Annotated in this window: 20 protein-coding genes; 10 read left to right on the top strand and 10 right to left on the bottom strand. The window is 70.7% G+C overall.

Annotated features, from left to right (window positions below):
• Positions 1 to 7: 7 nt before the first annotated feature.
• Complete coding sequence (locus ACIGXP_RS31150) at positions 8 to 1,279, top strand: ATP-binding protein (RefSeq protein WP_363216469.1); 1,272 nt, start codon at positions 8 to 10, stop codon at positions 1,277 to 1,279.
• A gap of 6 nt (positions 1,280 to 1,285) precedes the next feature.
• Here ACIGXP_RS31150 and ACIGXP_RS31145 read toward each other — a convergent pair whose 3' ends face one another.
• Entirely contained in the window at positions 1,286 to 1,792 is a 507-nt protein-coding gene (locus ACIGXP_RS31145) for a GtrA family protein (protein ID WP_363216470.1), read from the bottom strand.
• A gap of 182 nt (positions 1,793 to 1,974) precedes the next feature.
• Here ACIGXP_RS31145 and ACIGXP_RS31140 point away from each other — a divergent pair, with 182 nt between their 5' ends.
• Genes ACIGXP_RS31140 through ACIGXP_RS31130 form a run of 3 tightly spaced genes read left to right on the top strand, consistent with a single transcriptional unit; the run spans position 1,975 to position 4,816 of the window.
• Positions 1,975 to 3,114 carry a 5-(carboxyamino)imidazole ribonucleotide synthase gene (locus ACIGXP_RS31140; RefSeq protein WP_363216471.1) on the top strand — a complete coding sequence of 380 codons (1,140 nt, stop codon included), beginning with the start codon at positions 1,975 to 1,977 and terminating at the stop codon, positions 3,112 to 3,114.
• On the top strand, positions 3,111 to 3,632 hold the full coding sequence (gene purE, locus ACIGXP_RS31135; RefSeq protein ID WP_363216472.1) for a 5-(carboxyamino)imidazole ribonucleotide mutase: 522 nt from the start codon (positions 3,111 to 3,113) through the stop codon (positions 3,630 to 3,632). The genes ACIGXP_RS31140 and purE overlap by 4 nt, the downstream gene beginning before the upstream one ends.
• A gap of 5 nt (positions 3,633 to 3,637) precedes the next feature.
• Positions 3,638 to 4,816: a dipeptidase gene (locus ACIGXP_RS31130; RefSeq protein ID WP_399773985.1), complete on the top strand. Its 1,179-nt coding sequence runs from the start codon at positions 3,638 to 3,640 to the stop codon at positions 4,814 to 4,816.
• Here the strand turns inward: ACIGXP_RS31130 and ACIGXP_RS31125 are convergent.
• Complete coding sequence (locus tag ACIGXP_RS31125) at positions 4,765 to 5,895, bottom strand: alkene reductase (RefSeq protein WP_399773982.1); 1,131 nt, start codon at positions 5,893 to 5,895, stop codon at positions 4,765 to 4,767. The genes ACIGXP_RS31130 and ACIGXP_RS31125 overlap by 52 nt on opposite strands.
• A gap of 61 nt (positions 5,896 to 5,956) precedes the next feature.
• On the opposite strand from ACIGXP_RS31125, the gene ACIGXP_RS31120 reads away from it, so the two are divergent.
• Complete coding sequence (locus ACIGXP_RS31120) at positions 5,957 to 6,316, top strand: MerR family transcriptional regulator (protein WP_363216475.1); 360 nt, start codon at positions 5,957 to 5,959, stop codon at positions 6,314 to 6,316.
• Between the two features lie 19 nt (positions 6,317 to 6,335).
• Here the strand turns inward: ACIGXP_RS31120 and ACIGXP_RS31115 are convergent, their stop codons facing one another.
• Together ACIGXP_RS31115 and ACIGXP_RS31110 are read right to left on the bottom strand one after the other, a co-directional pair.
• Positions 6,336 to 6,722: a VOC family protein gene (locus tag ACIGXP_RS31115; RefSeq protein ID WP_363216476.1), complete on the bottom strand. Its 387-nt coding sequence runs from the start codon at positions 6,720 to 6,722 to the stop codon at positions 6,336 to 6,338.
• Positions 6,723 to 6,738: 16 nt separating this feature from the next.
• Entirely contained in the window at positions 6,739 to 7,110 is a 372-nt protein-coding gene (locus ACIGXP_RS31110; protein ID WP_399773977.1) for a VOC family protein, read from the bottom strand.
• A gap of 94 nt (positions 7,111 to 7,204) precedes the next feature.
• Between ACIGXP_RS31110 and ACIGXP_RS31105 the strand changes: the two genes are divergently transcribed.
• The gene (locus ACIGXP_RS31105; protein ID WP_399773974.1) at positions 7,205 to 7,711 is read left to right on the top strand and encodes a CGNR zinc finger domain-containing protein; all 507 of its coding nucleotides are present in this window, start codon (positions 7,205 to 7,207) and stop codon (positions 7,709 to 7,711) included.
• A 90-nt stretch (positions 7,712 to 7,801) separates the two neighbouring features.
• Here ACIGXP_RS31105 and ACIGXP_RS31100 read toward each other — a convergent pair whose 3' ends face one another.
• The gene (locus ACIGXP_RS31100; RefSeq protein WP_399773971.1) at positions 7,802 to 9,145 is read right to left on the bottom strand and encodes a UDP-glucose dehydrogenase family protein; all 1,344 of its coding nucleotides are present in this window, start codon (positions 9,143 to 9,145) and stop codon (positions 7,802 to 7,804) included.
• Positions 9,146 to 9,325: 180 nt separating this feature from the next.
• On the opposite strand from ACIGXP_RS31100, the gene ACIGXP_RS31095 reads away from it, so the two are divergent.
• On the top strand, positions 9,326 to 10,483 hold the full coding sequence (locus ACIGXP_RS31095) for an acyl-CoA dehydrogenase family protein (RefSeq protein ID WP_399773968.1): 1,158 nt from the start codon (positions 9,326 to 9,328) through the stop codon (positions 10,481 to 10,483).
• 162 nt (positions 10,484 to 10,645) lie between these two features.
• Positions 10,646 to 11,008 carry a four-helix bundle copper-binding protein gene (locus ACIGXP_RS31090; RefSeq protein WP_363216482.1) on the top strand — a complete coding sequence of 121 codons (363 nt, stop codon included), beginning with the start codon at positions 10,646 to 10,648 and terminating at the stop codon, positions 11,006 to 11,008.
• A gap of 76 nt (positions 11,009 to 11,084) precedes the next feature.
• On the opposite strand, the gene ACIGXP_RS31085 is transcribed toward ACIGXP_RS31090, so the two are convergent.
• Positions 11,085 to 12,710: an LCP family protein gene (locus ACIGXP_RS31085; RefSeq protein ID WP_363216483.1), complete on the bottom strand. Its 1,626-nt coding sequence runs from the start codon at positions 12,708 to 12,710 to the stop codon at positions 11,085 to 11,087.
• Between the two features lie 783 nt (positions 12,711 to 13,493).
• A complete protein-coding gene (locus ACIGXP_RS31080) occupies positions 13,494 to 14,816 on the bottom strand; it encodes an LCP family protein (RefSeq protein ID WP_399773963.1) in 1,323 nt (440 codons plus the stop codon).
• A gap of 119 nt (positions 14,817 to 14,935) precedes the next feature.
• Between ACIGXP_RS31080 and ACIGXP_RS31075 the strand changes: the two genes are divergently transcribed.
• Positions 14,936 to 15,496: an acyl-CoA thioesterase gene (locus ACIGXP_RS31075; protein ID WP_363216485.1), complete on the top strand. Its 561-nt coding sequence runs from the start codon at positions 14,936 to 14,938 to the stop codon at positions 15,494 to 15,496.
• 109 nt (positions 15,497 to 15,605) lie between these two features.
• Here the strand turns inward: ACIGXP_RS31075 and ACIGXP_RS31070 are convergent, their stop codons facing one another.
• Positions 15,606 to 16,970, bottom strand: a complete 1,365-nt coding sequence (locus tag ACIGXP_RS31070) for an LCP family protein (RefSeq protein WP_399773959.1) — start codon at positions 16,968 to 16,970, stop codon at positions 15,606 to 15,608.
• 254 nt (positions 16,971 to 17,224) lie between these two features.
• On the opposite strand from ACIGXP_RS31070, the gene ACIGXP_RS31065 reads away from it, so the two are divergent.
• Entirely contained in the window at positions 17,225 to 18,268 is a 1,044-nt protein-coding gene (locus ACIGXP_RS31065) for a glycosyltransferase family 2 protein (RefSeq protein ID WP_363216487.1), read from the top strand.
• A gap of 143 nt (positions 18,269 to 18,411) precedes the next feature.
• Here the strand turns inward: ACIGXP_RS31065 and ACIGXP_RS31060 are convergent, their stop codons facing one another.
• Both ACIGXP_RS31060 and ACIGXP_RS31055 read right to left on the bottom strand, forming a co-directional pair.
• Positions 18,412 to 20,172, bottom strand: coding sequence for an LCP family protein (locus ACIGXP_RS31060; RefSeq protein ID WP_399773955.1), 1,761 nt, complete (start codon positions 20,170 to 20,172; stop codon positions 18,412 to 18,414).
• A 229-nt stretch (positions 20,173 to 20,401) separates the two neighbouring features.
• Complete coding sequence (locus ACIGXP_RS31055) at positions 20,402 to 21,529, bottom strand: LCP family protein (RefSeq protein WP_399773952.1); 1,128 nt, start codon at positions 21,527 to 21,529, stop codon at positions 20,402 to 20,404.
• Positions 21,530 to 21,680 lie beyond the last annotated feature (151 nt).

The raw sequence follows: 21,680 nt of genomic DNA, 5'->3' as shown, positions 1-21,680 counted from the left end.
ACCGAACATGCGCCGACGTCTCATCCAGTCCACCCTCGCCGTCGTCCTCGTGGTGATCGCCGTCTTCGGCATCTCCCTGGTGATCGTCGAGACCCGGACGATCAGCAACAGTGCCCAGGAGCGGGTGGAGTCCGAGGCGGTGCGGCTGGCCAGCATCGTGGACAGCCGGATCCTCGCCGCCGAGAACGTCAACGCGGACGTGCTGCGCAACCCCGTCAGCAAGGACCAGTACGCGGTGATCCGCATGCCCGGCAGGGCCCCGATAGAGATCGGCACCCAGCCGCGGGGCGACGTCATCAGCGCCTCGCAGGCGGGCGAGTCGGGCGAGCAGGTCACCGTGCAGGAGCCCCGATCCGCGGTGACCCGCGAGGTCGGCCGGACCCTGCTGATCATCGCGCTGGTGGCGCTGCTCGCGGTCGTCGCCGCCGTTCTGCTCGCCGTACGGCAGGCCAACCGGCTCGCCTCCCCGCTGACCGACCTCGCCGAGACCGCCGAACGGCTCGGCTCCGGCGACCCGCGCCCGCGGCACAAGCGGTACGGCGTCCCCGAGCTGGACCGGGTCGCCGATGTGCTGGACTCCTCCGCCGAGCGGATCGGGCGCATGCTGACCGCCGAGCGGCGCCTCGCGGCCGACGCCTCCCACCAGCTGCGCACCCCGTTGACCGCGCTGTCCATGCGGCTGGAGGAGATCACCCTCACCGACGACCCGGACACCGTGAAGGAAGAGGCGAACGTCGCGCTCACCCAGGTGGAGCGGCTCACCGACGTGGTCGAGCGGCTGCTGACCAACTCCCGCGACCCGCGCACCGGCTCCGCCGTCACCTTCGACCTGGACGAGGTCATCCAGCAGCAGCTCGCCGAGTGGCGGCCCGCCTACCGCAGCGCCGGCCGGGCCATCGTCAGCTCCGGCAAGCGGCATCTGCAGGCCGTCGGCACCCCGGGAGCGGTCGCCCAGGTGCTGGCGGCGCTGATCGAGAACTCCCTCATGCACGGCGGCGGCACGGTCGCGCTGCGCACCCGGGTCACCGGCAACCAGGCCGTGGTCGAGGTCACCGACGAGGGCCCCGGCGTCCCGGCCGACCTCGGCGCGCGCATCTTCGAGCGGACGATCAGCGGACGGAACTCCACCGGGATCGGCCTGGCCGTCGCCCGCGACCTCGCGGAGGCCGACGGCGGCCGCCTGGAGCTGCTGCAGGCCCAGCCGCCGGTGTTCGGGCTGTTCCTGTCCCGTACGCCGCCGGCCCGCAAGCCGGAGGAGGACCGGCCGACGGTTCGCTGAACCGGGTTACGGAACCCGCTGCGACTTGGGCTCCGGCTCGGGGTAGGGCTTCTTCGACTCGGCCACCAGGATCGACTCCGCCTCCCGGGTCGGCTGCACACGGAACACCCAGGTGCGGTACGACCAGAAGCGGAACAGGGTCGCGATGCCGATGCCGACGAACTTGAAGACGTTGCTCTGCAGCGGGCTGTCCCAGCCGAACCCGTAGGTCGCCGCGTACAGCACGCCGTTCTCGATCACCAGGCCGATCGCGCTGAAGAACAGGAACAGCGTGAGTTCCTTGGTGCGGCCGCCCTTGTCGCGGTCCCGGTACGTCCAGTAACGGAAACCGACGTAGTTGAACGCGATCGCGACCACCGTCGCGATGATGCTGGCGCGCACCACCGGCAGGTCGGAGACGTGCCGGACGAGGTTGAAGACGCCGAGGTTGACGAAGATGCCCGCAACGCCGACGGTGCCGAACTTGGCCACCTCGCGTACGAGCCGTTGCAGCCCCGAGGAACGAGGTTCCATGGCTGTGCAGCTCCCGTCGGTAGGTTTCGTCAGCCCAGCCATGCTATCCAGGCGGGCTCACCGATGCCTCCGCACCGGGCCACAGGTCGGAAACAGGTCGGAAAGAGGGCGGAAAGCTACCGGTAAGAGATCGTGAGAGGGACGCGATCCGGCTGCCCCGGCGTGGCCGATACGCTAGAGGTGTGACGTTCCCGGTAGTCGGCATGGTCGGCGGGGGGCAGCTCGCGCGTATGACGCACGAGGCGGGCATCCCGTTGGGCATCAGGTTCAAGCTTCTCAGTGACACTCCCCAGGACTCGGCGGCGCAGGTCGTGAGCGATGTCGTCATCGGCGACTATCGCGATCTGGACACGCTGCGTGAGTTCGCGCGCGGGTGCGATGTGATCACCTTCGATCACGAACATGTACCCACCGAGCACCTCAGGGCCCTGGAGGCGGACGGCATCCCCGTGCGTCCGGGGCCCGACGCGCTGGTGCACGCCCAGGACAAGGGCGTGATGCGCGCGAAGCTCGACGCGATCGGCATCCCGTGCCCGCGGCACCGGATCGTGGCCGATCCGGAGGACGTGGTGCGCTTCGCGGCGGAAGGGGACGGCTTCCCGGTCGTCCTGAAGACCGTCCGCGGCGGCTACGACGGCAAGGGCGTGTGGGTCGTGGAGACCGCCGAGGAGGCCTCCGACCCGTTCCGGGCCGGTGTCCCGGTCCTCGCCGAGGAGAAGGTCGACTACGTCCGCGAGCTCGCCGCCAACGTCGTGCGCTCCCCGCACGGCCAGGCCGTCGCCTACCCGGTGGTGGAGTCGCAGCAGGTCAAGGGAGTCTGCGACACGGTCATCGCCCCCGCCCCCGACCTGGACGAGTCGCTCGCGCTGCAGGCCGAGCGGATGGCGCTGACCATCGCCAAGGAGCTGGACGTCGTCGGGCACCTGGCCGTGGAGCTGTTCCAGACCCGCGACGGCCGCGTCCTCGTCAACGAGCTGGCGATGCGTCCGCACAACTCCGGCCACTGGACCCAGGACGGCGCGATCACCTCGCAGTTCGCCAACCACGTCCGCGCGGTCCTCGACCTCCCGCTCGGCGACCCGCGCCCGCGCGCCAAGTGGACGGTCATGGTCAACGTCCTGGGCGGCGACTACCCGGACATGTACTCCGCGTACTTGCACTGCATGGCCCGCGACCCCAAGCTCAAGATCCACATGTACGGCAAGGACGTGAAACCCGGCCGCAAGGTCGGTCACGTCAACACCTACGGCGACGACCTGGACGACGTGCTGGAGCGCGCCCGTCACGCAGCCGGCTACCTGAGAGGCACGATCACCGAATGAGCCCTGTTGTTGGCATCGTCATGGGGTCGGACTCCGACTGGCCCGTCATGGAGGCCGCGGCCAAGGCCCTGGACGAGTTCGAGATCGCCTACGAGGTCGACGTCGTCTCCGCGCACCGCATGCCCCGCGAGATGATCACGTACGGCGAGCAGGCCGCCGACCGCGGACTGAAGGTGATCATCGCCGGTGCCGGGGGCGCCGCCCATCTGCCGGGCATGCTCGCCTCCGTCACCCCGCTGCCGGTCATCGGCGTCCCGGTGCCGCTGAAGTACCTGGACGGCATGGACTCGCTGCTGTCCATCGTGCAGATGCCGGCCGGTGTCCCGGTCGCCACCGTCTCCGTCGCCGGCGCCCGCAACGCCGGTCTCCTCGCGGCCCGCATGCTCGCCGCGCACGACGAGGACCTGCTGCACAAGATGCGCGACTTCCAGCAGGACCTCAACGACCAGGCCACCGAGAAGGGCAAGCGGCTGCGCACCAAGGTCGAGGGCCAGGGCCACTTCGGCTTCGGGAAGTGAACCGGATGACCTCCCTCGACGAGGCCCGCGCGCTGCTGCGCGAGTTCCCGGTCGTCGACGGCCACAACGACCTGCCGTGGGCGCTGCGCAAGAAGGCCGGCTACGACCTCGACACGCTCGACATCGCACGCCACCAGAACGCGCAGCTGCACACGGACATCCCGCGGCTGCGCGAGGGCGGCGTCGGCGCCCAGTACTGGTCGGTGTACGTGCCCTGCGAACAGCCGGAGCCGGTGGCGGCGACGCTGGAGCAGATCGACTGCGTACGGCAGCTGCTCGCCCGCTACCCGGCGGACCTGGCCCCGGCCCTGACGGCCGCGGACATGGCGGGGGCGCGGGCGGACGGCCGTATCGCCTCGCTGATGGGCGCCGAGGGAGGCCACTCCATCGCCAACTCGCTCGGCACCCTGCGCGGCCTGTACGCGCTGGGCGTGCGCTACATGACGCTCACCCACAACTCCAATGTGGACTGGGCGGACTCCGCGACCGACGAGCCGAAGGCCGGCGGCCTGACCGGCTTCGGCCGCGAGGTCGTCCGCGAGATGAACCGGCTCGGCATGCTGGTCGACCTCTCGCACGTGGCGGCGACGACGATGCGGGACGCGCTGGACGCGACCTGCGCGCCGGTGATCTTCTCGCACTCCTCCGCCCGCGCGGTGTGCGACCACCCGCGCAACATCCCCGACGACGTGCTGGAGCGGCTGCCCGCCAACGGCGGGGTCGCGATGGTGACGTTCGTGCCGAAGTTCGTGCTGCAGGCGGCCGTCGAATGGACGGCCGCGGCCGACGACAACCTGCGCGCCCACGGCCTCCACCACCTCGACACCGGCGCCGAGGCGATGAAACTGCACCGCGCCTTCGAGGAGCGCAACCCGCGCCCGGTCGCCACGGTGTCCACGATCGCGGACCACCTGGACCACATGCGCGAGGTGGCCGGCATCGACCACCTGGGCATCGGCGGCGACTACGACGGCACCGCGTTCACCCCGGACGGCCTGAGCGACGTCTCCGGCTACCCGAACCTGCTCGCCGAACTGCTGGACCGCGGCTGGTCCAAGGCCGACCTGGCCAAGCTGACCTGGCTGAACGCGGTGCGGGTGCTGGGCGCGGCGGAGGACGTGGCCCGTGACCTTCAGGCGACCCGGGCGCCCTCCAACGCCACCATCGAGTCGCTGGACGGCTGAGCCGCGAGGGCGGGGTAGTCGTTGTAACCCTCCGCCCCGCCCACGTACATGAAGTACCGGTCCCGGACCGGGTTGAGAGGTGCGCCGAGGCGCAGCCGCTCGACCAGGTCCGGGTTGGCGAGGAACGGCCGGCCGAGCGCCACCAGGTCGGCACCGGCCGCCAGCATCTCCCGTGCGGCCCGGGTGACCTCCTCCGTGGAGAGGCCGGTCAGGTCCGGGTTGCCGATCAGGACGCCGGGCCAGCCGGCGCGGATCCGCCGGTACCAGCCGGTGGCCGGGTCCGAGCGCACCAGGTGCAGATAGGCGAGGTCCAACCCCTTCAGCCGGTCCAGGAGCGCGGCGTACAGGCCGTCGGTGTCGTCCTCGCGGACGCCGTTGACGCTGCTCGCGGGGGAGATGCGGATGCCCACCCGGTCCGCGCCGATCGCGTCGGCCACCGCCTCGGTCACCTCCGCCGCGAACCGCACCCGCCGCCGGGCCGAGCCGCCGTAGCCGTCCGTACGGCGGTTGGTGTTGCCGGCGAGGAACTGGTGCAGCAGCATTCCGTTGGCCGAGTGCACCTCCACTCCTTCGAAGCCCGCCTCGACGGCCCGGCGGGCGGCGGCCGCGAAGTCGGCGATCGTGGCACGGATGTCGTCCGCCGTCATCTCACGCGGCACGGCGGCCTGCCGGTGGCCCTGCGGGGTGAAGATCGTCTCCGGCAGGGCGACGGGGGAGGGCGCCACGGGGGTCAGTCCGGTGGTCGCCGGGTGGCTGACCCGGCCGCCGTGCTGGAGCTGGAGGAACATCCGCCCGCCGGCCGCCCGCACCGCGTCGGTGACCCGCCGCCAGCCGGCCGTGTGCCGGTCGGTGTGGATCGCGGTGATGTCCGGGTACGTCTGTCCGACCGCGTTCGGCGTCGAGCCCTCCGCGACGATCAGGCCAGCGGAGGCGCGCTGGGCGTAGTGCGTGACCATCAGGTCCGTCGGGGTGCCGTCGGCCTCCGCGCGGTTGCGGGTGAGCGGGGCCATCACCAGGTGGTTGGGGAGTTCGAGCCGGCCGAGGCGGGCCGGGGCCAGGAAGTCCGTTGTCTGCGTCATGCCGGCACGGTAGAACTTGACACTGATGTCAGATTCAAGCCCTCTTCGGGGGAGGCGGCGGATGCGGATCGGCGAACTGGCCCGGCGCACCGGCGTGAGCGAGCGATCGCTGCGCTACTACGAGACCCAGGGGCTGCTCCTCGCCGAGCGCACCCCCGGCGGCCACCGCGACTACCCCGACGCGGCCGTCGACCGGGTCATCCGCATCCAGGAGCTGTACGCTGCCGGGCTGCACAGCGAGAAGATCCGGCAGCTGCTGCCCTGCATGCGCGACCGGGACGGCGGGCCCTCCGCGATCGCCACCCCCAAGCTGGTCGCCGACCTCACCGCCGAACGCGACCGCATCGACCGCATGATCGCCGACCTGCGGCGCTCCCGGGAGACCCTCGACGAGGTGATCCGCACGGCCCGCGAGAGCTGAGCGGACCACCCCGGACGCCTCATTCGATCCGGCACAGGCAGAAGGGGTGGCCGGCGGGATCGGCGTACACCTGGAAGTCCTTCGTCTCCCGGTCCTCCAGGTCCAGCGGCCGGGCGCCCAGCGCGAGCACCCGCTCATGGGCCGCGTCCACCTCCGCCCAGGTCCGGCCCGCGTCGAAGTCGAGGTGGAACTGCTGGCCGTTGCGGTCCGCCCGCGGCCACTCCGGCGGGGTGTGCCCCTCGGCCCGCTGGAAGGCCAGCCGCGGCCCGTCCGGGACCTTCAGCACCACCCAGTCGTCGTCCTCGGCCTGCGGGGTGCCCCCGGCCACCGCCGCGTAGAAGGCGGCCAGCGCATGCGGGTCGGGACAGTCGAGCACGACGGAACGGAGTCGGGCGACGGACGCCATGGGATCCTCCCTGGTCTCAGCAGGCGCACAGACAGAACGGGTGCCCCGCCGGATCGGCGTACACACGGAAGGTGCGTTCCCGGTCCTCCGCGTCCAGCGGACGCGCCCCCAGCTCCAGCACCCCCTTCTCGGCCGCGTCCAGGTCCTCCACGACCAGGTCCAGGTGGAACTGCTGCGCGCCGTCCGGCGCCGGCCACTTCGGCGGCACGTACCCCGGCGCCTCCTGGAAGGCCAGCGCCGGCCCGCCGGGCACCTTCAGGTCCACCCACTCGCCGCTGTCGTCGGAGTCCGCCTCCGCCGTGCCGCCCAGCACCGCGGCGTAGAAGCCGGCCAGCGCATGGGGATCGGGACAGTCCAGCACCACGACACCGAGCTTGGCGAGAGCCATGACTACCTCCTTGTGTCACAACGGCGTTACCCGTATATCCGGGTAACCAGTAACGGTTACTGCATGCTCCCGCATCGGCGGTAACGTCGCAAGCATGAGTGAGAGATCGGCCGCTCCCGGAGGCCTGGCGCTGGTCGAGTCGCTGGTCAACACGCTGGACCTCGAAACCGGCGCCGACACACTGGACACCGAGGAGGGACGGGGGCGTTTCGGGATCACCACGGACGGGCTGGAGGAGGCACGGGACCTGCGGGAGTCACTGCGGGCCGTGCTGCTCGCCCACGCCGGGCACCGGCCGCACCGCGAGGTGACCCCGCTCGGCACGCTGCTGTCCCGCGCCCCGCTGTACGTCGCCGTCGACGAGCGCGACGGCTCCGCGGCCCTCGCCGCCGCCCCGGACGCCCCCCTGCTCTCCCGCGTCGCCGCGGCCGTCGCCGAGGGCCTGACGGAAGGCACCTGGATGCGGCTGAAGGCCTGCGAGGCCGCGGACTGCCACTGGGCCTACTACGACCGCAGTCCGGCCGGCCGGGGCCGGTGGTGCTCGATGCAGGTGTGCGGGGCCCGGGCGAAGATGCGGCGCTACCGGGCGAAGGGTGCGTGACGCACAGCTCCTTGGTGCAGAATGCGAAAGACGCCGGTTCGGCCGACTGAGCCTCGGCCGAACCGGCGTCTTTCGCATGTCCTCATGCCCTCATGCCGTCGGGCGCCCCATCGCCCGGTAGGTCCAGCCCGCCCGGCGCCACAGCTCCGGGTCGAGCGTGTTGCGGCCGTCCAGGATCACCCGGTCCGCCACGACCTCACCGAGCGCCGCCGGGTCCAGCTCACGGAACTCCCGCCACTCGGTCAGGTGCAGGACGACATCGGCGCCCCGGACCGCGTCCAGCGCCGAGTCGGCGTACCCGAGGGTGGGAAAGACCCGGCGGGCGTTCCCCATGCCCTTCGGGTCGTACACGGTGACCTGGCCGCCCTGGAGGTGGATCTGGCCGGCCACGTTCAGCGCGGGCGAGTCACGCACGTCGTCCGAGTCGGGCTTGAACGTGGCGCCGAGCACCGCGACCCGCTTGCCGAGGAAGGAACCGCCGCCGAGCGCCTCCCGGGTCATCTCGACCATCTGCCCGCGCCGGCGCATGTTGATGGAGTCGATCTCGCGCAGGAAGGTCAGCGCCTGGTCCGCGCCCAGCTCGCCGGCCCGCGCCATGAACGCCCGGATGTCCTTCGGCAGACAGCCGCCGCCGAAGCCGATCCCGGCGCGCAGGAACTTCGCCCCGATCCGGTCGTCGTGCCCGATGGCCTCCGCCAGCTTCGCCACGTCACCGCCCGCGGCCTCGCACACCTCCGCCATCGCGTTGATGAAGGAGATCTTCGTGGCGAGGAAGGAGTTCGCGGCCGTCTTCACCAGCTCCGCGGTCGGGAAGTCGGTCACCACGAACGGCGTGCCCTCGCCGATCGGCGTCGCGTACACCTCACGCAGCAGCTTCTCGGCGCGCTCGCTGCGCACGCCCGCCACGATCCGGTCCGGGTGCAGGGTGTCCTGCACGGCGAAGCCCTCGCGCAGGAACTCCGGGTTCCACGCCAGCTCGGCGTCCCCGCCCGCCGGGGCGTGCTCGGCGAGGTAGCCGGCCAGCCGGTCGGCCGAGCCCACCGGCACCGTCGACTTGCCGACGACCAGGGCCGGGCCGTGCAGATGCGGGGCGAGCGAGGAGACCGCGGCGTCGACGTACGACATGTCGGCCGCGTACTCCCCATGCCGCTGCGGAGTGTTCACGCACAGGAAGTGCACGTCACCGAAGGCGCCGGCCTCGGCCCAGTCCATGGTGAACCGCAGCCGCCCGGTGGACCCCTCGAAGCCCGCCACATGCTTCCTCAGCAGCTCCTGGAGCCCCGGCTCGTACATGGGGGTCTCGCCGCGCTCCAGCATCGCGATCTTCTCGGGTACGACATCGAGACCCAGCACCTCGAAGCCCAGCTCGGCCATGGCCGCGGCGTGCGTGGCGCCGAGGTAGCCGGTGCCGATCACGGTGATCTTCAGGCTCATGGAAGTGCTCCAGGTCGGGTACGTCGGTGATGCGGAGCCGAGCATAGTCGGGCCGTCCACCGGGCAATTTCCCTGCTGTCGCCAAGCTCACGTAGGCGTCCCACGGGCCGCCCTCTAAAATTTGAGTTACTTAACGGTAATTAGCGTCAGTATCACTGCGTCTTTGGAGCGTGAGAGACCGTGGCCGGATCGGCTGACTTCGACCTGTACCGCCCGTCCGAGGAGCACGACATGCTCCGGGACGCCGTTCGTTCCCTGGTCGAGGCGAAGATCGCGCCGTTCGCCGCGGCGGTGGACGAGGAGGCCCGCTTCCCGCAGGAGGCCCTCGACGCCCTCGTCGCCAACGACCTGCACGCGGTACACGTCCCCGAGGAGTACGGCGGCGCCGGCGCCGACGCGCTCGCCACGGTCATCGTCATCGAGGAGGTGGCCCGCGCCTGCGTGTCCTCCTCCCTGATCCCCGCCGTGAACAAGCTGGGCTCCCTCCCGGTGATCCTCTCCGGCGGCGAGGACCTGAAGAAGAAGTACCTGACCCCGCTCGCCAAGGGCGACGCGATGTTCTCGTACTGCCTCTCCGAGCCGGAGGCCGGCTCGGACGCGGCCGGCATGAAGACCAGGGCCGTCCGCGACGGCGACTTCTGGGTCCTCAACGGCGTCAAGCGCTGGATCACCAACGCGGGCGTGTCGGAGTACTACACGGTGATGGCCGTGACGGACCCGGAGAAGCGCTCCAAGGGAATCTCCGCCTTCGTCGTCGAGAAGTCCGACCCGGGCGTGTCCTTCGGCGCCCCGGAGAAGAAGCTCGGCATCAAGGGCTCCCCGACCCGCGAGGTCTACTTCGACAACGTCCGCATCCCCGCCGACCGCATGATCGGCGAGGAGGGCACCGGCTTCGCCACCGCGATGAAGACCCTGGACCACACCCGCATCACCATCGCCGCCCAGGCCCTCGGCGTCGCCCAGGGTGCCCTGGACTACGCCAAGGGCTACGTCCAGGAGCGCAAGCAGTTCGGCAAGGCCATCGCCGACTTCCAGGGCATCCAGTTCATGCTCGCCGACATGTCGATGAAGATCTCGGCGGCCCGCGCCCTCACCTACCAGGCCGCCGCCGCCTCCGAGCGCGGCGACGCCGACCTCACCTATCTGGGCGCCGCCGCCAAGTGCTTCGCCTCGGACGTGGCCATGGAGGTCACCACGGACGCCGTCCAGCTCCTCGGCGGCTACGGCTACACCCGCGACTACCCGGTGGAGCGCATGATGCGCGACGCCAAGATCACCCAGATCTACGAAGGCACGAATCAGGTCCAGCGGATCGTCATGGCCCGCAACCTGCCGTAACGGCAAGGACCGCACGGCTCTTTCAGGAAGGCGCCCTCCGGGGCGCCTTTCCGTTGTCCGGGGGCACCTGCCGACCGGTCGGTCACATGCGGGGCAGGCCCCGGGGACGTAGGACGGAAGCACACGGGACCCGTCCCGGGTCCCCGCCTCCGAGGAGGAGCCATGACCCAGTCCCAGATGATGCCTGCCCTCACGCAGCAGATGCAGGACTGCATCGAGGCGTGCATGAACTGCCACAGCATGTGCGAGGAGAGCATGAGCTCCTGCATGCAGAAGGGCGGCCAGCAGCAGATGCAGGTCATGCGCGCGCTGATGGACTGCTCCGAGACGACCCGCATGTGCGCGGACATGATGATGCGCCGCTCGCCCATGTCCGCCGAGATGTGCATGCTCTGCGCCAAGGTGTGCGACATGTGCGCCGAGGCGTGTATGTCCATGCCCGACGACCAGCAGATGATGCGCTGCGCGGAGGCGTGTCGCCGCTGTGCGGAGAGCTGTCGCGCGATGGCGGGCGCCAAGATGTGACGCCCGCTGCGGGGCCGCGGCTCCCTGAGGAGCTGCGGCCCCGCAGCGTGTGCACGCCCGGCTCACCAGCCTCCGGTCACCAGGTGAAGCCCTTCTGGACCGCCATGCAGGCGCCCTTCTGGTCGCCCGGGAGCACGGCCGCCGACGAGGGTGCCTTCGTCGGCTGGGAGGGCGCCTTGTACGCGGTGCCGGTGCGCCAGTCGGCGCCCACGAGCAGTGTGACGCCCGAGACGTCGGTCGACTTCTGCACCTGCTTCAGCGGTATCCCGAGCGCCTGGGCCACCGCTTGGGCGTCGCCTTCCAGATCGGCGCTGGGATACAGGACGGTGGTCTTGGCCTGCGAGGCCGGCGTGGCGTCCGCCGCGGCCCGGGCGAACCCCTTGCCCTGCAGGACCTGGACGACCGCGAGCGCCCGCTGCTGCGCCGGGGCCTGGCCGTCGGCTCCGGTGCCGTTGCGGACCTGCACCGCGATCCTGCCGTCGGGGTCCGCGGGGGTCTTCGCCTTCTCCTCGGGCTTCTTCTTCGCGCCGCGTCCGTCCAGCGGGGTGTCGTCGCGGACCATGGAGATGAGCTGGTCGGCGTCCTCGGGCGCGGGCACGAGCCGGTCGTGGTCCTGCGACCACTGCACGGTCGGCAGCGTGGTCATCGTGATCCGCTTGGTGGGGACCCGCTTGAACTCCTCGGACAGGTCGTACAGCTTCTTGATCGTCCCCAGGCTCTCGTCGACCTTGAGGGCCTTCGTCGCGGTCTCCGCCAGGTCGCGCATCGCGCCGGGGTTGTCCAGCGTCGCCTTCTCGCGCAGCTGGCGCACCATCGCGTTCATGTACATGTGCTGGGCGTGGGTACGGCCGAGGTCGGTGCCGTCCTCGAAGCCGTAGCGGGTGCGCAGCCACTGCAGGGCCTGTTCGCCCTTGACGTACGTGGTGCCCCTGGTCAGCTTCAGGCCCGAGCCGTGACCGTCGTGGGTGTGCGACCAGACGTTCTGCTTGACGCAGACCGGGACGCCGCCGATGGCGTCCGCCATGTCGACCACGCCGGAGAAGTCGACCATCATGAAGTGGTCGATGTGGATGTTGGTCAGCTTCTGCCAGGTGGCGACCGTGCAGCCGGGGCCGCCGCGGGCCAGTGACTCGTTCGCCATGGCGAGGGAGAGCGCCGGGTACCTGTGGCCGTTGTGCGGGTCGGTGCACCGGGGGATCGGGATCATCGTGTCGCGGGGCAGGCTGACCACGGACATGTTGGTGCGGTCGGCGGACACGTGCACCAGCATCTGCACGTCCGCGAGCCCCGCGCGCCCCGCCTCCTGCTTGGCCCCTCCGAGCGCGAGGTCCTTCGCGCTGTTCCGGCTGTCCGAACCGATCAGCAGGACGTTCAGCGGTGTCTGGCCGGCGGCGTTCGGGGTCGCCTCGGGCACATCGGAGTCGCCCAGGTTCAGCTTGTCCTTCTGGATGTTGGCGTTGAGGTGCTCGTAGTAGAGGTAACCCGCGGCGGCGGTGCCGAGTATGACGACCGCCAGGGTCAACGCCGACCAGCGCAGTATGCGGCGCTTGGGCTTCGGAGGTCCCGGCTCCGTACGACGTCTGCGGCCGCCGCCACGCCGATGGCTGCTCCCCCCGTCCTCCGCCTCGGTCCCCGCACCGGGTTCGCCGGCGTGCCGAGCCCGCGGCACCGCCCCTTCCTGGTCCACGCTGCTGCGTGCCATCTCCTGCCTTCCCGCCCTCGGCACCCTTACACCGCGGCTTCGTCGCGCGCCCACCGTCCTCCGGAGGTGTACGGCGCCCCTGTCGTTGTCTGCCGGCCGTGCCCCGGTCGCCGGGCACCGGCCGATGCGCGGGGCCGGCCCGGCCCGCGCCGTGGCGCTGCGTTCAGTTAGACGCAGAGGGAAGCCCGGACGTCACAAGGCGCGTGTGACTTCGTCGGCCGTCGACTTCGCCGCGGCGGTCCGGCGCCTTCGCCGGCCCGCCGCGTGGTACGGCCATACGCCTGGAAGTCCTGACGGAACTTCAGAATGCTGAGGAGGGGCCCCCGTTGCGTCGGTCCGGTCCTCGCCGGGCTTAGGGCGGGCGCCGAACGGCCCGTGACATCGGCGGGTTCACGCGCGGGTACGCCGGCGTCGTGAAGGGCGCCCCGCACGGCGGGTGCGCAGCGGTACCCGGTGCTCCGACGGGGCGATGTCGTCCCCCCGCCCACGGCCTTGCGTGTCCACGGTCGCTTCGTCCTCCGTCGGGGCCGCGCGACGAGCCGCCCCCCAAAGACCCTCAGTGCAGTCGGTCGAACGGTGCACGATGTCACGGCAGTTCCGCACCGGATCGCACACACTATCCGCACAGTTCAGCGCCTGCGCGCAGCGGTGACAAACCCCACGCTCGTACAACCGCCCGACTGGTCCGGTATGCGGTGAATGGGAGGCGTGCTTTGGCCCATGCTTTACCCGGCCATGACGCCGGAAACCCCGGGAGGTGACCGCGGGCGGGCCTGTGTCCGCCTAGTTGCCGGTGACCGTCACCTTCTCGTCGTTGTTCAGCTCGTTGACGAGCGTCTTCACCTTCGCCTTGTCCCAGACGAGGTTGCCGCCGACGGAACCGGAGATCGGCATGTTCAGCGACGTGCCGTCACCGCCCTGGACGCCCTTCATCGCCCAGAACATCGAGGCCAGGTCCCACAGGGACATGTCCTTGTCGACGATCAGGGAGTCCAGGCCCGCGCCCATGACCGGGTAGAACTTGAAGGGGTTGAGCACCGTGGAGGGCGTGGCCACCTGGTGGGCCAGTGCCGACAGGAACTTCTGCTGGTTCTTGGTGCGCTGCAGGTCGGAGGCGGCGAAGGCGTGCCGGGTGCGGACGAAGGCGAGGGCCTGCTGGCCGTTCAGGGTCTGGTTGCCGGCCTTGAAGTCGGCGCCGGACCACTTGTCCTTGAAGCCCTTGTCGATGTTGATCTCGACGCCGCCCACCGCGTCCACGATGTTGGCGAAGCCCTGGAAGCCGATCTCCACGTAGTGGTCGATGTGCAGGCCGGTGTTGGCCTCGATGGTGCGGACCAGCAGGGTCGGACCGTCCTCGGCGTAGGTCGCGTTGAGCTTCTCCTGCCGGCCCGTGGCCGGGTAGGTCTTGCCGGACGTCCCCTTGAACGACGGGACGGTCACGTTCGAGTCGCGCGGCAGTGAGACCAGCGTGTCGCCGTTGTCGCCGACGTGAAGGATCATCATCGAGTCGGTCCGCTTGCCCTCTGCGCCGCCCGTGTGCAGCTTCTTCTCGTCGGCCTTGGACATGCCCTCACGGCTGTCCGAGCCGACGATCAGGTAGTTCGTGCCGGAGCCCGAGGCGGGCCGGTCGATGACCGTGGACAGGTCGACCTCGCGGCGCAGCTTGGAGTCGGCCCAGAAGTAGGTCGCGACCGAGGTGACGACCACCACGGTCGCCACGGTGATCGCGGTCCACTTGATCCGGCGGCGCCAGTTCGGGCGCGGCCGGTACCGGCCGACTTCCGGGTCCGGGTCGTTGTCGTTGGGTACGAAGCCGCCGCCGCGGCGCCCGCCGCCGTAGACCTGGCCGGTGTTGTAGCCGCTGTCGTAACCGGCGCCCTCGTCGTATCCCCGGCCGTCCACGTACGACGGCTGCTGCGGGACACCGGAGCCGTACGGCGGCGCCGACGGGCCGGGATCGCCGTACGAGCGCTGCCCGGGCGGTACCCCCGGGCCGCGCTGCACCTGACGCATCACGCGGGCACCTTCCGGCTGCGCGCCGCCACTGCCGCGTCCGTACCGCGGGCCGCGGTTGTCGTCGGACCATCCCTCGGGCCAGTCATTCATGCGCCCCAGTGTGCAGGGCGCCGCACTGTGCCGTACAAGGGCTGTCGGAAAATAAGGGCGCCGCTGTTGCGAAGCTGACACAAATTCCGCGAATGTCACTTCGGCATAAGGTGGAGGGCATGACAGACCAGGCCACGGACGCGAATCCGGACATCGCGCCGGACATCCCCGGCAAGCCGACCTCAGCCTCGCGCACCACTCTCAGCCACATCATGACCCACAACGACACGAACCTGCTGGGGACGGTGCACGGCGGTGTGATCATGAAGCTGGTCGACGACGCGGCGGGCGCCGTGGCCGGCCGGCACTCCGGCGGCCCCGCCGTCACCGCGTCCATGGACGAGATGGCCTTTCTGGAGCCGGTCCGCGTCGGCGACCTGGTCCATGTGAAGGCGCAGGTCAACTGGACCGGCCGGACCTCCATGGAGGTCGGCGTGCGCGTCCTCGCCGAGCGCTGGAACGAATCGACCCCGCCCACCCAGGTCGGCTCGGCCTATCTGGTCTTCGCCGCCGTCGACGCCGACGGCAAGCCGCGCCGGGTGCCGCCGGTGCTCCCGGAGACCGACCGTGACCGCCGCCGCTACCAGGAGGCCCAGATCCGCCGCACCCACCGTCTGGCCCGCCGCCGGGCGATCCGCGAGCTGCGGGAGCGGCGTGCCGCCGAAGGCTACGAGGACTGAGAGGGCCCGGGGAGGACCGAGAAGGACGGGGGAGGGCCGGGAAGGACCGGGGCTGGGAAGGACCGGCGAGGACTGAGGGGAGCGGCTCGCCGTGCGCACCGCGGAGCGCTCAGCACACCACCTCGTTGCCGCGCACCACGTTCTGCTGCGGCTGCTGCGGGTCGTCGAAGCGGACCTTGCGCACGTCCTTGAAGTCGGCCCCGACGGTCACCTTCAGCAGCGGCCCCTGGCCCGGTACGGACCGCAGCTCGGCGCCGGGCAGGGCGGTGGCCAGGGAACGGGCGGAGCGGTCCCAGCGGGGGTCGTAGGAGATGACCGTGCGCGGCACGTGGGCGGGGGCGTCCACCGGCTGGTGGGTCGTGGCGAAGCCGGTCGCCGCGAGCGCCGCGTCGACCCGTTTCGCCAGGCCGGCCGTGCCGGTGCCGTTCGCCACCAGGACCCGGATCTGCCGCGGGTCCACCTCCACCGGTGCGGCCGGTGCCGGGCCGTGCTCCGGGCGGTCCGCGGTGAGCGGCTTGTCGTCGCGCAGCGACGCGAAGAGCTGGGCCGTCCTGGCCTCGTCCCACTTCAGCGTCGAGCCGATGCCCTTGACCGGGTAGTTCAGCTGCCCGATGGGCACGGTGGTGAACTCGGAGGACGACGGGGAGAAGTTCCGCATGGCCCGGCCGAGGTCGAGCAGCTCGTCGGTGCCGAAGCCCTCGTCGGCGCGGACCGAGCCGAGCACCGCCCGGGTCACGTCCCGGAACCGCATCGGGTTCAGCAGCACCCCCGAGGAGGTGGCCCTGTCGATCAGCTCGGCCAGGAACTGCTGCTGCCGCTTCATCCGGCCCAGGTCGCTCGCCCCGTCGATGTGCCGGGCCCGCACGTACTGCAGGGCCTGACCGCCCATGAGGGTGTGGGTGCCGGGAGGCAGGTCGAGGCCGGTGTAGGAGTCCTTCAGCGGTGTCGTCGTGCACACCGGCACCCCGCCGAGGACGTCCACGGTCTTCATGAAGCTGGCGAAGTCGACCTCCAGATAGTGGTCGATCTTCACATGGGTCATGTTCTCCACCGTGCGGACGGTCAGCTGGGGGCCGCCCTCGGCGTAGGCCGCGTTGAGCCTGACCGGGTGCGGTCCGTGCTGCAGTCCGGTGGCCGGGTCGGTGTGCGCGGGCACCTCGGCGTAGGAGTCGCGGGGCAGGCTCACCACGGTGGCCCGGTCCCGGTTCTCCGAGATGTGCACGATCATCATCGTGTCGGTGCAGTGACAGGGCGCCCCGCCCAGCCGGTACGCCCGCCGTTCCTGCTCGCTGATCCGGTCCCGGCCGTCGGTGCCGACCAGCAGCACGTTCGTGCCGTGGCCCGCGCGCGGCCGGTTCTTCATGTCCTTGAAGGCGTCGACCCGGGCGATGCCCGCGTCCAGGCTGCTCATCACCGCGTGCCCGATCCCGGCGGAGGCGAGCACCACGACCGACAGCGTGGTCACCGCGCGCATGGCCCAGCGGGGCCGGGGCCGGGGCGGCCGGACGGACCGCACGGGCCGCTCGGGCGGGCGCGGCACACGGCGGGACGGCTGCGGTCGCCGCTGCGGACGCGCAGGGGACCGAGGCGGGCTGGCCAAAGGGGACACCTCCGGACGAGGCCGTACGTGGGATCCGTGAGCACCGTAGGCCGATACGATCTCCAGCCCGGTCTTACGCCCCTGCGGCGCGCACCGGTGTCCCCCGTTCGCGGTAACGTGAGGCCCCTATGAACGCCAAGCCCGACGTGCAGCTCCCCGCTGTTTCCGTGATCATGCCCGTCCTCAACGAGGAGCGGCATCTGCGCGCGGCCGTCCAGGCGATCCTCGCGCAGGAGTACGCCGGCGAGATGGAGGTCGTCATCGCCCTCGGTCCGTCCACGGACCGCACGGACGAGATCGCCGCCGAGCTGGTCGCCGAGACCGCGTCCAGCACGAGCAAGCGCGTGCACACCGTCCCGAACCCGACCGGCCGCACCCCCGCCGCGCTGAACGCGGCGATCAAGGCCTCCCGGCATCCGATCGTGGTGCGCGTGGACGGCCACGGCATGCTCTCGCCGAACTACATCGCCACCGCCGTGCGGCTCCTGGAGGAGACCGGCGCGCAGAACGTCGGCGGCATCATGCACGCCGAGGGCGAGAACGACTGGGAGCACGCGGTCGCCGCCGCGATGACCTCGAAGATCGGTGTCGGCAACGCCGCCTTCCACACCGGCGGCGAGGCGGCCCCCGCCGAGACCGTCTACCTCGGGGTCTTCCGCCGCGAGGCCCTGGAGCAGCAGGGCGGATACAACGAGGAGTTCATCCGCGCCCAGGACTGGGAGCTGAACTTCCGCATCCGCGAGGCGGGCGGCCTGATCTGGTTCTCGCCCGAGCTGAAGGTGTCGTACCGGCCCCGGCCGAGCGTGCGTGCTCTCGCCAAGCAGTACAAGGACTACGGCCGCTGGCGGCATGTCGTCGCCCGCTACCACTCCGGTTCGATCAACCTGCGCTACCTCGCCCCGCCGGCGGCGGTGTGCGCGATCGCGGCGGGGATCGTGGTCGGCGCGGTGCTCACCCCGTGGGGCTTCGTCGTCCCCGGCGGCTATCTGGCGGCGATCGTCGCGGGCTCGGTCCCGGCGGGCAAGGGGCTGCCCCTGAAGGCCCGGCTGCAGATCCCGGTGGCTCTGGCCACCATGCACATGTCGTGGGGCTGGGGCTTTCTGACCAGCCCGAAGTCGCTGGCCAGGAAGGTCGTCGCAGCACGGCGGCCGGCGGTGCCCGCCGCACACTGAACGGCTGCGCTGCTGCCGCCCGGACCCGCCCGGACATCAGGAAGGGCCCCTCTCCGCACCGGGGAGGGGCCCTTGTCCGCTCTATCCGTACGATCCGGCGCCGGGCGGACGGCGCGTCCTCGGCGACATCGCCTGCGCGCCGCTCAGGTGGCGCACTGGACCTTGTCCGCCGTCGACTTGTCGACCGACGGTGCCTTCGACGGAGCGGTGAGGGAGACCCCCGCGCCCTTGAAGTCCTTGCCCAGGGTCAGCGTCATCGCCGGCAGGCCCTGGGAGTTGGTCACGCTCCTGCCGGGTTTGAGGGCGGCACCGGGCAGGCCCATGAGGTGGGCCAACTCCCTTGCCTGCGCGGCCTGGTCGGGCGCGTACTCAAGAGTGGTCCGGGCCAGCGGTGCCGGCGCGTTGCCCGCGTTCTCGGACTTCAGCACGCCCTCCTTGGTCTGCAGCCAGGCCAGGGTCTCCTGCGCGCTGCCGGAGTCGGCACCGCCGTTGAGGATCCGCACCCGGACGTCGGAGGGCGCGGACCGGCTGCCCTTGAGGCGCGCGGCCTCCGCGTCCTTCTCCGCCTTCTGCTTCTTCTTCACCTCGGTGAAGGAGACGTCGTTCTTGATCGCGTCGAAGACCTGAGGAGCGGTGGTCTGGTTGACGATGACGGTCTTGTGGACGACGCCGTCGGCCGGGTTGTCGATCACGGGCACCGTCACGAACGAGATGTTCTTCGGCGGTACCTTCTTCAGCTCCAGCGCGATGTCCTTGAGCGTGCCCACGGAGCCGATGCCCTTGTCGACGGTCAGCGCCTTGGTGGCGGCCTCGGCGAGGTCGATCAGCTTGCTCGGGTTGGTCAGTGTGTCGCTGGAGGACATCTTGCGCATCAGCGAGGCCATGAACTGCTGCTGCACCTTGATGCGGTCCAGGTCGCCCTGGTTGCCCCAGCTGTGCCGGGTCCTGACGAAGGCCAGGGCCTGCTCGCCCTCGATCTTGTGCTCGCCGGCGGGCAGGTTCAGGTGCGAGTCCTTGTCGTTCACCGCGTGGGCGAGACACACGTCCACCCCGCCGACCGCCGTCGTCAGCGTCTTCACCGCGTTGAAGTCGACCATCATGAAGTGGTCCGGCACGATCCCGGTGACTGCCTGCACGGTGCGCATGGTGCAGCCGGGGTCGCGGCCGTCCTGGCCCAGGCTGGTGTTGAAGCGCACGCCGTCCGTGCCGGGAACGACCTTCTCGCTGTTGTCCGGCTGCTTCGTCGGGCAGTCCGGCACGTTCACGATCAGGTCGCGCGGAATGCTGAGCGCGGTCGCGTTCGTCCGGTCCTTGGAGACGTGCAGCAGGATGTTGGTGTCGGCGTGCCCGACGCTGCCCTTGTCGCCGTAGCCCTCGTTGCCCTTGCCGGTGCGCTTGTCGGTGCCGATGATCAGGATGTTGAAGGCGTCGTCCTTGCTGAAGCCGTCCTTGGCGGCGCTGCCCACGTCCGTCGTGGTGACGTTGCCCTCAAGGTGCTTGAGATACAGGTAGCCGGCGGTGCCGATGGCGACCAGCACGAACGCCGTGCTGCCGGCGGTCCACGCCAGCACCTTCTTCGCCTTGGACTTCTTCTTCACCGGCCCCCGCCGGGCCGCCCGCCGCCCCTGCGGTGTCTCCGGCTCGCCGCTACGGCGCCGGGCCGAGCGCGGCGCCGGTACGTCACCGCCGCGCGCCTGGCGCGTCTCACGGGTCGCGCCGGGCGCCGCGTCACGGCGGCGCGGCGCGCGCGCGTTGTCGCCGGGAGCGGGTCTGCGGGGGCTGGGCACCGACGACTGCGGTGCGGAAGGACCCAGTCGCAGTTCGTATTCGCCGGTGTTCGGATTGAGCACCCACTGGTCTGCGGGGTCGATGTTGTCCGCCCGCCCACGGCCTTGCGCGTCCACGGTTGTCCGAATCCTCCGTCGGGGCCACGCGGCGCCTTCCCCCCAAGGCGCTCGGGTCTCGGTGAAACAGTGCACGACCCCAGGACGGACCTCGCGGTCAGGTGCACCGGGTCGCTCACCCTATCCGCCCAGTTCAGCGTCGAGCGACGCCGGTGACAAATTCGACCTTCCTACAACTGGGCAATCCGGCGCATTTCCTGGATGAAGGTTCGGTGTCTTGATGTGCGCATTACTCGCAGGTGCGTTCGGCGGCGGTGTTCCCGCGGAACGTGGGCGCGGGCGAGGGGTCGCTCTTGCCGTCCGTCCCCGAGCCGTCCTGAGGCGTGTTCCGGGCCACCGCCACGGGCTGGTCGGTCCGCAGCCGGGCGAACAGCTTCTCGGCTTCCGGCTCCACGAGTTGGTCACGGTTGGCGTCGTAGACGTACGACTCCCTCGGTACGGTCAGGAACTGCACCCGTTCGGTGGGGATGTCGCGCAGTCCGCGCACCAACTGGTACAAACCGCGCAGACTGGCCAGTTCCGGATCGGCGGTCAGTGAGGAGGTCGCCGCGTCCAGCACCGGATACAGCTTCACCGGGTTCAGCAGGACGTCGTTGCTCTGCACCTTGTCGACCAGTGCGCCGAGGAACCGCTGCTGGCGCTCCATCCGCTCGGTGTCGCTGCCGTCGCCGAGCGACTTGCGGGCCCGCACATAACCGAGCGCCTGCTCGCCGTCGAGCACGACCTTCCCCGCGGGCAGCTTCAGCTTGGCCGCCTTGTCGTCGACGGGCTCCTTCAGGCAGACCTGCACCCCGTCGACGGCGTCCACCATCTCCTTGAAACCGCTGAAGTCCACGACCACGTGATGGTCGATCCGAATGTCCGTCAGCTTCTCGACGGTCCGGATCGTGCACGCCGAACCGCCGACCTGGAAGGCGTGGTTGAACATCGCGAACACCGGTTGGCTGCGGCTGCCGTCCGGCTGCCGGCAGCCGGGGATGTCCACCATCAGGTCCCTCGGCAGCGACACGGCGGTCGCGCTGTGCCGGTCGGCGGCCAGATGCAGCAGGATCGTCGTGTCCGACCGCTCGCTGCCCAGGTCCCGCCCGTACGCGGAGTTCCCGTCCCCGGCCCGCGTGTCGGACCCGATCAGCAGGATGTTCTGCGCCCCCCGCACCAGCGCGGTGGGCCGCTCCCGCTCGTACCGGGCCAGTTCGCGGGCGGCCGCCTCGTCCGGGGTGATGTTCGAACTCAGCTTGGTGTAGACGGCCCAGCCGGCCCCCGCGGCGGCGGCGACGAGCAGGGACAGTCCGAGTGCCGCGCCCTTCACCCACCGCCGCCGACCGGTACCGGAAATCCTGCGAGCGGAGTCGGTCACGGCCGGGGCACCCCCTCATGGCGTACGAGCGTCGTGTCCTGCTCTTACGACGATGGCGGGGAAGAGCCGTGACAGCGCCCTCAGCTACTCCGATCGGGGGAACCGCGGCTTTTCGAGGGGCGCGGTGAGCTGCGAGAACAACCCGCACTGC

The organism is Streptomyces sp. NPDC053069 (assembly GCF_044546895.1).
In the GTDB taxonomy this organism is placed as follows: Bacteria; Actinomycetota; Actinomycetes; order Streptomycetales; family Streptomycetaceae; genus Streptomyces.
Note: the sequence above shows the minus strand (reverse complement) of the source record. Positions and strands in the feature narration are given on the sequence as shown.

What these genes read in the sequence shown, in the direction of transcription:
- purE (WP_363216472.1), top strand. Translation starts at nt 3,111, where the DNA reads ATGAGCCCTGTTGTTGGCATCGTCATGGGGTCGGACTCCGACTGGCCC.
- ACIGXP_RS31105 (WP_399773974.1), top strand. Translation starts at nt 7,205, where the DNA reads ATGAGTGAGAGATCGGCCGCTCCCGGAGGCCTGGCGCTGGTCGAGTCG.
- ACIGXP_RS31085 (WP_363216483.1), bottom strand. Translation starts at nt 12,710, where the DNA reads ATGGCACGCAGCAGCGTGGACCAGGAAGGGGCGGTGCCGCGGGCTCGG.
- ACIGXP_RS31115 (WP_363216476.1), bottom strand. Translation starts at nt 6,722, where the DNA reads ATGGCGTCCGTCGCCCGACTCCGTTCCGTCGTGCTCGACTGTCCCGAC.
- ACIGXP_RS31065 (WP_363216487.1), top strand. Translation starts at nt 17,225, where the DNA reads ATGAACGCCAAGCCCGACGTGCAGCTCCCCGCTGTTTCCGTGATCATG.
- ACIGXP_RS31145 (WP_363216470.1), bottom strand. Translation starts at nt 1,792, where the DNA reads ATGGAACCTCGTTCCTCGGGGCTGCAACGGCTCGTACGCGAGGTGGCC.
- ACIGXP_RS31125 (WP_399773982.1), bottom strand. Translation starts at nt 5,895, where the DNA reads ATGACGCAGACAACGGACTTCCTGGCCCCGGCCCGCCTCGGCCGGCTC.
- ACIGXP_RS31150 (WP_363216469.1), top strand. Translation starts at nt 8, where the DNA reads ATGCGCCGACGTCTCATCCAGTCCACCCTCGCCGTCGTCCTCGTGGTG.
- ACIGXP_RS31100 (WP_399773971.1), bottom strand. Translation starts at nt 9,145, where the DNA reads ATGAGCCTGAAGATCACCGTGATCGGCACCGGCTACCTCGGCGCCACG.
- ACIGXP_RS31070 (WP_399773959.1), bottom strand. Translation starts at nt 16,970, where the DNA reads ATGCGCGCGGTGACCACGCTGTCGGTCGTGGTGCTCGCCTCCGCCGGG.
- ACIGXP_RS31090 (WP_363216482.1), top strand. Translation starts at nt 10,646, where the DNA reads ATGACCCAGTCCCAGATGATGCCTGCCCTCACGCAGCAGATGCAGGAC.
- ACIGXP_RS31110 (WP_399773977.1), bottom strand. Translation starts at nt 7,110, where the DNA reads ATGGCTCTCGCCAAGCTCGGTGTCGTGGTGCTGGACTGTCCCGATCCC.
- ACIGXP_RS31080 (WP_399773963.1), bottom strand. Translation starts at nt 14,816, where the DNA reads ATGAATGACTGGCCCGAGGGATGGTCCGACGACAACCGCGGCCCGCGG.
- ACIGXP_RS31075 (WP_363216485.1), top strand. Translation starts at nt 14,936, where the DNA reads ATGACAGACCAGGCCACGGACGCGAATCCGGACATCGCGCCGGACATC.
- ACIGXP_RS31130 (WP_399773985.1), top strand. Translation starts at nt 3,638, where the DNA reads ATGACCTCCCTCGACGAGGCCCGCGCGCTGCTGCGCGAGTTCCCGGTC.
- ACIGXP_RS31120 (WP_363216475.1), top strand. Translation starts at nt 5,957, where the DNA reads ATGCGGATCGGCGAACTGGCCCGGCGCACCGGCGTGAGCGAGCGATCG.